Here is a 9,440-nt window from a genome sequence, read left to right on the forward strand (position 1 = left end):
CTCGATGACCGGATGATCCCGATCTACGGCACGCCGCTATGGGAAAAGATGGGCAAACACGACCGCATCGACGTGCGCCGCCACCAGCAGGCGCATTCGCTGTCGCAGTTCCTGCATGGCGAACAGGGCGCGCTGATGGTGTCTGYGCGCATCGTGCAGATGGTGCCGGAGATGGACGCCAAATTCTATGCCGCCACGCAGACCATGGACGAAGCGCGGCACGTGGAAGCCTATTCGCGCCTGCTGCACGAGAAGGTCGGGATCATCTACCCGATCACTTCCGGGTTGAAATCGCTGCTCGAAACCATCCTGACCGACTCGCGCTGGGACTTCTGCTACCTCGGCATGCAGGTACTGGTGGAAGGCCTGGCGCTGGCCGCGTTCCAGCGCATTCGCGACTTCTCCAAGAATCCGCTGGCGGCGTCGATCAACGCCTACGTGATGCAGGACGAAGCGCGCCACGTTGCCTTCGGCCGTACTGCGCTGCGCGGCTACTATCCTCAACTGACGGAAGCCGAGCGCAAGGAGCGCGAGGACTTCGTGATCGAGGCCTGCTACCTGATGCGCGATCGCTTCGACCAGAAGGAAGTCTGGGGCCGCCTCGGCCTGCCGGAAGACGAGTGCGCCAAGGCCGTGCGGGAGTCCGAGACCATGCGGCAATTCCGCCAGCGGCTGTTCAGCCGGATCGTGCCGACCGTCAAGGATATCGGCCTGTGGAGCCCGCGCGTGCAGGCCGCGTTTGCCGACATGGGCGCGATCGAGTTCGCCAATGTCGACGTCGAGGCGCAGTTCGCGCAGGACCAGAAGATCGCGGAGGAATTTGACGCGCGCCGCGTGGTGATGGAGTCGATTGAGGCCGCGCAGGCCGAAGCCGGACACTGAAGCGGCCTTGGCTGCGGGCCCGGCCTGTCTGGCCGGGCCCGCCTGCATTCGTTGCCTCAGTTCGGTAAGCATGGCGCCATGAATATGCAACCAGTTGCATTGGATCGGCGTTGCGAAATAGAATGCCCAATCAACGATCACGGGTTACCGAGCGGAGACAAAGAGGCATGACCATACACAATCGCGTCACAACGATGCTTGGCGTCCAGCATCCTATCGTCCAGGCTCCCATGGGATGGATCGCCCGGGCCCAGCTTGCCGCGGCAGTCTCCAATGCCGGCGGCATGGGCATTATCGAGACCTCATCTGGCGAACTGGACACCATCCGTGGTGAGATTCGCAAGATGCGCGAACTGACCGACAAGCCGTTCGGCGTCAACATTGCCCTGACCTATGTGCGCGACCCGGCCATCGTGCAATTCGTCGTCGACGAGGGAATCCGCTTCGTCACCACATCCGCCGGCGACCCGACGCGCTATTGCGCTGAGTTGAAGGCTGCCGGCCTGACGGTTTTCCATGTGGTGCCCACGCTGGCCGGCGCGCTCAAGGCGCTCGCCGCCGGCGTGGATGGCCTGATTGTGGAAGGCAGCGAGGGCGGTGGCTTCAAGAATCAACGTGATGTCGCCTCAATGGTGTTGCTGCCGCTGATCTGCTCGAAGGTCGATGTCCCGGTCATCGCCGCCGGCGGCTTCTGCGACGGTGCCACCATGGCGGCGGCGTTCGCCATGGGTGCCGAGGGGATCCAGATGGGCACGCGCATGTTGTCGTCGGTCGAGTCGCCCGTTCACGACAACTGGAAGAACGCCATTGTCGACGCCCGCGAAACGGACACCGTTTTTCTCAATCGCGGCGGCAATGGCCCGGCGCTGCGGGCCCTGCGCACGGCACGCACGTCCCGGATCGAAGAGCAGGTTCCGGAKAGTATCAAAAGCGAATTCGCYGGCGTGCAGCAACTCTATTTCGGCGGCGACATGGAGGCGGCCGTTCCGCTGACCGGTCAGGTTTGCGGGCGTATTGATTCCGTGAAAACGGTACGGCAAATCATTGAAGAAACGATTCGGGATTTCAGCCACGCTGTGGACGGACTGGCTGCGCGTTACGGCTCCGTGAAAGCCTGATCGCACACCCGCGATGCCTTACGTCTTCCGCTCACCTGGCAGTTTKAGCGCGCAAATCTGGCGCGTGAGGATTCCTCGAACAATCGCTTCAGTTCGATTGTGGGCGCCTAGCTTATCGCGCGCGATATCCACATAGTAGTCCACGGTACGCGCTGAAATCCCAAGCTCTTGCCCGATCTCCTTGCTAGACAGGCCGAGCGCTGCATACGCCAGCACATTCTTCTCCCTGTCCTTTAATCGAGCAGGACTGCTCGATGCTTCAGTGATCGTTGAATAGGCATCGTCATAGGCAGCGTGAAGTCTCGCGTGAGCAGCTAGGATCGAGCCGACGTCGGKAGGAGGGGTGCTCTGGATGAGAAGCCGCGACGCTGAGCCGTCCGGCCCATAGAAGGCGCTCTCGATGAGATCAGCGRAAAGCAACTGCGGCAGGGCGGGGCCGCTCCATCGAAATGGAGATGCTACGGGGGGAAAGTCTATCCCGACGTCTCCAAACTCCTGCACGACCAGCGGGATTGCAATCCCAGGCGCGTAGGACACGCGGCCCGCTGATGCAGAARGACTTGCGCAGGCCGTATAAAGAAGCTGCAAAATCCCAGGATCAAATGCTGTCACAGCTTCGCCTCTGCAAGGTGGAAGCCTGATGCTGGCATAGTCAGTGCAACGTGCAATCCATCCGCCGAATCCCCCCCACGATTGTCGTCGCCCAAAATCAGAATGCAAAAATGAAAGTTAATCGGTAGACTATTTTTTATTTTCATACCGCTATAGTTTTATAAGTTAACTTCGTTAAATTCAATTACATAAATTCAAAATAAATTTATCATCTAATTATCCTTGTCGTACTTATAAAAACGTAAACACATAAGAAAACAATCGCGCTCGCGAGGCAAATAGAGGACTTCGCATCTCACGGGCCAATGCATCTAACGCCATCCATGGCTCCTGCAGATCATCCTTGACACGGCTATAACGACTTGCCGCAAGGTCAAGATCGGATATGTCTACAAGAGATATCTGAACATACAGGTTCTCCATGCCTGTGTTGTTTGTCTATCCATCAGGCTTTCAAGTGGTCTTCGCGGATGGTCCTCAATGGCGAACCTAGCAGATTGAACGAGATGATGGAATCGGACTAGTCCGATTTTTTGTGAGAAAATTCGGATTTTTATGTTCAGACAACACTTGTAATTTTACGAATAGGCAGGCGGTTAGGTTAGCCGCGAGAATTCACGCGCTGTATAGAAGTCGGTCCAAGATCCCACCTGGTTCGTCGTTTTCAAATCGCCGCAGCAACTCACGCGGACACCGCTTCCTACCTGGCGATCTGTTTTCGGAGGTTGCGCAAATTGGAGGAAGAATGTGAAGAAGAAATGGTTGGTTGGTGTTTGCGCAGCGCTGTTGCTCGCKGGGGCGGCACAGGCCGGTGAGCAGGTGGCCGTCAAGTTCGATGGCGCGTCCAATGCGGAGGCCGTCATCCAGACCTTCCGCAGCGCCACCGGGGCGGATCTCAAAATGGTTCGCCTGATGTCCGGGAACGCCTGGGTGATTTCGCTGCCGGACAACATCAATGACCAGGAGCGCGCTCGCATCCTGGATGCCCTGCGGACGATCCGCGGCGTGGATTGGGTCGAAGCGGAAACCCACCATCGGACGAACACGCTGAACGGCGGCTGGATTCCGAACGATCCCCATCTAGCCCCTGACCAATGGAATCTGCACGACCCGGCGATCCCGGGAAATGCCAAGGGCGCGATCAACGCGGTGAATGCCTGGTCGAGCAGCAAGGGCGATGGCATCGTGATCGCCATTATCGACAACGGCGTGAATGCAACCCATCCCGACTTACAGGGCAAGATGCTCCCGGGCTACAGCTTCATCACGCGTACCGGCCGTGGCACCAACACGCAGCCGTCGGCCTTTGGAGCGAAATGCGCCAACTCTGCCCAGCAGAACGGCAGCGCGCCGGCGATGGTCTACCACGGTACCAACATGGCAGGCATTGCGGCAGCAGCAACCAACAACGGATCGGGCATCGCGGGTGTCGCCCCGAACGCGTCTATTCTGCCGGTAAAGGTCATGGATGAATGCCAGGCGAGCAGCTTCGACGTCGCAGATGCTATTCGATGGGCTGCAGGTTCCAGCGTGCCTGGTGTTCCTGCCAACCCGAACCCAGCTCGGGTCATCAGCATGAGTCTTGGCGCTGCCGGAGTCTCGAAGTGCGATGCGGTAACGCAGGCGGCCATTGCAGATGCAAGCGCCAAGGGAGCCGTGGTGGTGGTGGCAGCGGGTAACGAAAGTGGCCCGGTGACAACGCCCGCTACATGTCATGGCGCGCTTGCCGTTGCCGGATTGACTTACGCCGGCACCCTCGGTTCGTATAGCAATTTTGGCCCGGCAATTGYGGTTGCTGCCCCGGGAGGTGGCGGCTCGGTGACGCAGCCTGATCCAGTCTATGGCTGGTCGTTGGGGGACATCGGCGCCACGTCCTACGATAACAATGGCTCACCTATTTATAACTCGGTTGGGATCGGCACCAGCAACGCCGTTCCACAGGTTGCTGGCGTTGCAGCATTGATGCTTGCGTTGCGGCCGGCATTGACGTCAACCGCGGTACGCCAACTGCTGCGCAAGAGTGCCCGGTCCTTCGTAGACTCCAGCTGCAACACGTGGATTTGCGGCGCCGGCATGCTCGACGCATCCGGGGCCGTTACGCTGGCAGCGCAGGCCGTTGTTCCCAACGCGTCGGCGATCGCGCCGAAATCGGTGAGTACTGGCACGACGGTGGCGCTTGATGGCAGCCAGTCCAGCAGCGCCAACGTCTCGTATGCCTGGACCCAGCTTAGCGGCCCGAGGGTTACGTTGCTGAATGCCAACGCGGCGATCGCCTCGTTCACCCCCACGGTGGCTGGCGACTACCAGTTCGGCCTGACCGTGACAGACGACGCCTCAGGACTGTCGGCGGGCACCAGTGTGCAGTTGTCGGCAGCGGTAGCTTCCAACACAAGTAGTGGTAGCACCCCAAGTGGGGAAGGGGGTGGTGGCGGCGCGTTTAGTCTCTTCGAGGCGGTGCTACTCCTTGCGGGCGGCTTGCTGGCCTTCGTAGGTCGCCGCCGCATCCGCTGACTCAGACCAGACCGACAGAAATCTGCGGGCTGCGATATGCCGCTGGTCTGTCCGACCGGTGCCCGCACGAACGACTCAGCTACTTCACCGGGGTCAGGATTGGCGCGCCCTTCTTTTTGATCAGGAACACGACAAACCTGGCCGGCTGCGTGGCGCTGGCGTTGCGCCCGACAGTGTGGATGTCGTTGGGGCCTTCGTGGAACGTATCTCCGGCCTTGAGTGTCACCTCCTTGCCGCCCTTCACGCCCATGACGATGTTTCCCTCGAGCACATAGATGAAGGCGTGTGCGTCATGGCGATGCACGGGGTCGGCCGCGCCAGGCGGATAGTCCACAACGATCATCTGGACTTCCTTGCCCGGATACTCAGGCAACGATTCCGAGAGCAGCGGCGCAACACTCGCTTCCGGCGCGGCTATGGCCGGCCGCGCAATCATCAGGCACGACCACATCAGGGTTACTGCAAAGGAAACTATCGTCTTCATGGCATCACTCCAGATTGGCCTTGTCGAGCCCGAATGCCTTGTCGGACGAGCCGGGCACCATGCGGAACGCCACGTTCAGTCGGTTCCAGCTGTTGATCGCGCCCACGAGGAACGTGAGATCCGACAGCTCCTTCTCGGAGTACTGGGTACGCACGTGGTCGTAGATGTCGTCTGGCACGCCCTGGGCGGGAAGGTTGGTCAGCACCTCGGTCCATGCCAGCGCGGCGCGTTCGCGCGGCGAGAACAGCGTCGACTCGCGCCAGATCGCCACGTGATGCAGGCGCAGTTCGCGCTCGCCGTGGATCTTCGCCATCTTGATATGCATGTCGACGCAGAAAGCGCAGCCATTGAGCTGCGATGCGCGAAGCTCGACGAGCTCGCGGACGTGCGTCTCGATCGTCGTTTTCTGGAGCAGTGAGCCGAGCTCCACGAGCTTCTTGGACAGTTCCGGGGATTGCTGAAAGTAGTTAAGGCGTTGCGTCATGATTCTCTCCTGGTGAGATGAGCGTGATGCGCGGATCCGAGCGTTGCACGAGGGGATGGACTCCGCGGGATTGCAACTTGCAATCAACCTCCTTTAGCCTGCGCGAGCCACTGGTCGAGACTGATGCGGCCGATACGCGCGTCACCGAGCGGCACAAGTGACAGTTCCTCGACCAGGCCGCCGTAGTACCGTGCATCGCGATCCGTCACGACCGGGCGTGCGTCGCCTACCGATTTCAGATAACGCGCGATGATCGTTGCGAAGGGCGCGCGGTCCGGGCCGGCGATTTCGACCGTGTCGTTCCGTGGTGCCGCAAGCGCGATCTGCGAGAGGATCGCCGCGATGTCGTCCGCGGCGATCGGCTGAAACAGTCCGTCGCCGACGCGCACGGTGCCGCCGTCCGTGCTGAAATCAGCGATGCCGCCGATAAACTCCATGAACTGCGTCGCGCGCACGATCGTGTACGGCACGCCCGCCGCTTCGATCGCCTGTTCCTGCGCGACCTTGGCGGCGAAATACGCGTTCTCCAGCATGCGATCGGCGCCGACGATTGACAACGCGACGTGATGGCGCACGCCTGCGGCCACTTCGGCCTTGCCGAGATTGCGCGCCGAAGTGCGGAAGAAGTCGAGCACCGCCCGTGGCTCCCATGACGGCGCGTTCGTCACATCCACGACGACGTCCGCGCCCACGAGCGCGTTGCTCAGGCCGTCGCCAGTCACGGTGTTGACGCCACTACGCGGCGATGCGGCAAGCGCCGTATGGCCTGCCTCGCTGAGCAGCGACACGAGACGCGAGCCGATCAGGCCGGAACCACCGATTACGACGATCTTCATGGCAGATTCTCCAGATGAGAGTAGATGAACACGTGGGGCGCGCGGTGGGTGTGGATCGCTTGAAAGTGCCCGTCGCCGTCGCATTGCCTGAAGTCATTGTGGAATAATCATGACCTATAGAAAAGGGCCAAGAATTTTCCATATGACTAGTCCAAGTGGATTCAGCTCCCCCATGCCCCCGAGACCGTCATGACCGCACCGACTCCCGCATTGACCATCAAAGTCGATCGGCAGCAACAGTCGCCGATCTATCTGCAAATTTGCGAGCGTTTCAGGACGGCGATCGCGGCAGGGCATCTGCGTCCCGGCGATCGCGTGCCCGCGCTGCGCAGCCTCGCCACGCAGCTGAACACGGCACGCGGCACAGTTGAACTGGCCTATACGATCCTCGTCGACGAGGGCTACCTGCAGATGCGCGGTGCCGCGGGCACGTTCGTATCGCCGTCGCTACCGGCCTCGGTGATGCGTTCGTCATATGGGCAAGGCCCTCAAKACGCGCACGGCAGGCAGGGCACGGAAGGAACAGACACGCCGAAGACGCCAGACGCATCGAGCGGTGGTCAACCGGCGCCGCGCCAGCAGGCTATTACCGTCGCCATGAGCGGCGAGCCGCGGCCGTTGCAACCAGGGCTGCCCGCGCTCGACGCGTTTCCGCACAAGGTATGGAACCGGCTCGTTTCGCGTCGCGCGCGTAGCGGCGAACGCGCGGTGCTCGCGTACCCGGATCCGGCTGGCTATCGGCCGCTGMGCGAACACATCGCCACCTATCTCGGACTGTCGCGCGGCGTAACCTGCCTGCCGGAACAGGTGTTCGTTACCAGCGGCTACCGCGCGACGCTCGAACTCGTGTTGCGCAGTCTCGCGCGCCCCAACGATCGCATGTGGTTCGAGGATCCCGGCTATCTGCTCGCGCGCAGCTTTCTGGCCGAGACTGGCATGCAACTCGTGCCGGTGCCGGTGGATGACGAAGGGATCGACGTCGAGCGCGGCATAAAACTGGATCCGCTGGCGCGCTTCGCGCTGGTCACACCATCGCATCAGAGCCCGCTCGGGCACACGCTGTCGCTCGCAAGACGTATGGCGCTGCTGGATTGGGCAGAGAATGCGTCTCGCTGGATCATCGAAGATGACTACGACAGCGAGTTCCGTTATCTGGGCCGGCCATTGCCGGCATTGAAGAGCCTCGACCGGCACGATCGCGTGATCTATTGCGGCACGTTCAGCAAGGTGATGTTTCCCGGTTTGCGGCTCGCGTATGCGGTCGTGCCGGAGCGCGCTGTCGAGCGCGTTGGGCGGGTGGCGTGCAGCATGAACGCCGGCTCGCCAATGCTATTTCAGGCTACCGTGGCAGATTTCATGGAGCAGGGGCATTTTGCGCGGCACGTGAAGCGAATGCGCGCGTTGTACGGACAGCGGCGCATGCTGATCGCGCACGCGCTGGAGCAGGCGTTTGGCGAGCGGCTGATTGTCGATTTTCCGCCCGGTGGAATCCAGTTCGCGGTGCAGTTTGCCGAAGGCCCCGCTGGCCGGGTCGACGATGTCGCCGTCGCCTCGCGTGCCCGCGAGGCGGGGCTTGCGGTGCTGCCACTCTCGATCTGGTATGCGAACGGCCGTATGCAGCGCACGCCACGCGGCCTCGTGATGGGCTTCGCGAATATCGTCGATGCGGCGGAAGCGGGCCGTCTCGCACGAACGTTGCGCGGGTGCCTGGACAGCTGACGCCCGGGGCATGGGCCTAGAGATCCCGAATACGGAGACCGCGTCAGAGCGGGGGGGGCGAATAGGGTGCCCGCGGCAGGGCGGGCAGGGCGGCAGGCCGCGGTCCTGCTGCGCATCCAGGCCACTACACTGGACGTATCGCGCTATGCGCGCCGGGGCGCGCCTTTAGTGGCCCGGATTCCCCTCATAGCTCACTGGCCGCACGTACCGCTTGCGCTTGCATCGCCCCGAGATCCGCACTAAGTTGGAACGGGCGGCCGGGCTCCCGGCCGCGTGTACGGCGCCAGCATCACAAGCGAATTCGAGGCCGGCGCCGTGAAAGCGTGGTGCATCGATGGCGGAGCACGATGCTGTGCCATATGTTTTTCTTTCGCTGCTGCTGACGTGGGCCGGTGTATTCGCACCGGCACTTCATGCTCAGACGAGGACAGTCATGCCACTCACCCTGACCTCCACGGCGTTCGCCCATGGCGGCGAGATTCCCGGTAAGCTGACCTGCGAAGGCGCCGATATGTCGCCGCCGCTGGCATGGACGGGCATGCCGCCCGGCACGCGCAGCCTGGCCCTAATCGTCGATGACCCCGACGCGCCGGATCCGGCCGCGCCGAGCATGACGTGGGTGCACTGGGTGCTGTACAACCTTCCGCCCGAGCCGGGGGCGCTGGCCGAAGGCGTGGCGCCGGCCAGCCTGCCGGCGGGCACCCGCGAGGGCCACAACGACTGGCATCGCACAGGCTACGGCGGACCCTGCCCGCCAATCGGCCGTCATCGCTACTTCCACAAGCTCTATGCGC

At 61.9% G+C, this 9,440-nt stretch carries 9 protein-coding genes; 5 read left to right on the top strand and 4 right to left on the bottom strand.

From position 1 onward, the window contains the following. The coding region (locus tag AC1DS3_RS30040; RefSeq protein WP_477128543.1) for a ferritin-like domain-containing protein at positions 1–882 on the top strand (882 nt) is incomplete at its 5' end. Between the two features lie 167 nt (positions 883–1,049). Further along, on the top strand, positions 1,050–2,000 hold the full coding sequence (locus tag AC1DS3_RS30045; protein WP_477128544.1) for an NAD(P)H-dependent flavin oxidoreductase: 951 nt from the start codon (positions 1,050–1,052) through the stop codon (positions 1,998–2,000). Between the two features lie 18 nt (positions 2,001–2,018). Here AC1DS3_RS30045 and AC1DS3_RS30050 read toward each other — a convergent pair whose 3' ends face one another. Beyond that, positions 2,019–2,612 carry a helix-turn-helix domain-containing protein gene (locus AC1DS3_RS30050; protein ID WP_477128545.1) on the bottom strand — a complete coding sequence of 198 codons (594 nt, stop codon included), beginning with the start codon at positions 2,610–2,612 and terminating at the stop codon, positions 2,019–2,021. Between the two features lie 747 nt (positions 2,613–3,359). On the opposite strand from AC1DS3_RS30050, the gene mprA reads away from it, so the two are divergent. After that, positions 3,360–5,123 (top strand): MprA protease, GlyGly-CTERM protein-sorting domain-containing form, encoded by a 1,764-nt coding sequence (mprA, locus tag AC1DS3_RS30055; RefSeq protein WP_477128546.1) that lies wholly within the window; start codon positions 3,360–3,362, stop codon positions 5,121–5,123. A gap of 79 nt (positions 5,124–5,202) precedes the next feature. On the opposite strand, the gene AC1DS3_RS30060 is transcribed toward mprA, so the two are convergent. The 3 genes from AC1DS3_RS30060 to AC1DS3_RS30070 all read right to left on the bottom strand — a co-directional run bounded on the left by AC1DS3_RS30060 (position 5,203) and on the right by AC1DS3_RS30070 (position 6,927). After that, positions 5,203–5,607, bottom strand: coding sequence for a cupin domain-containing protein (locus AC1DS3_RS30060; protein ID WP_441632103.1), 405 nt, complete (start codon positions 5,605–5,607; stop codon positions 5,203–5,205). Between the two features lie 4 nt (positions 5,608–5,611). Beyond that, entirely contained in the window at positions 5,612–6,091 is a 480-nt protein-coding gene (locus AC1DS3_RS30065) for a carboxymuconolactone decarboxylase family protein (RefSeq protein WP_441632101.1), read from the bottom strand. Positions 6,092–6,174: 83 nt separating this feature from the next. Next, on the bottom strand, positions 6,175–6,927 hold the full coding sequence (locus tag AC1DS3_RS30070) for an SDR family oxidoreductase (RefSeq protein WP_477109701.1): 753 nt from the start codon (positions 6,925–6,927) through the stop codon (positions 6,175–6,177). Between the two features lie 189 nt (positions 6,928–7,116). On the opposite strand from AC1DS3_RS30070, the gene pdxR reads away from it, so the two are divergent. Then, positions 7,117–8,646, top strand: a complete 1,530-nt coding sequence (gene pdxR / locus AC1DS3_RS30075) for a MocR-like pyridoxine biosynthesis transcription factor PdxR (protein WP_477128547.1) — start codon at positions 7,117–7,119, stop codon at positions 8,644–8,646. Positions 8,647–9,079: 433 nt separating this feature from the next. Further along, a partial coding sequence (locus tag AC1DS3_RS30080) for a YbhB/YbcL family Raf kinase inhibitor-like protein (RefSeq protein WP_477128548.1) occupies positions 9,080–9,440 on the top strand: 361 nt, incomplete at its 3' end.

This window comes from Cupriavidus sp. 01L46, assembly GCF_056399905.1.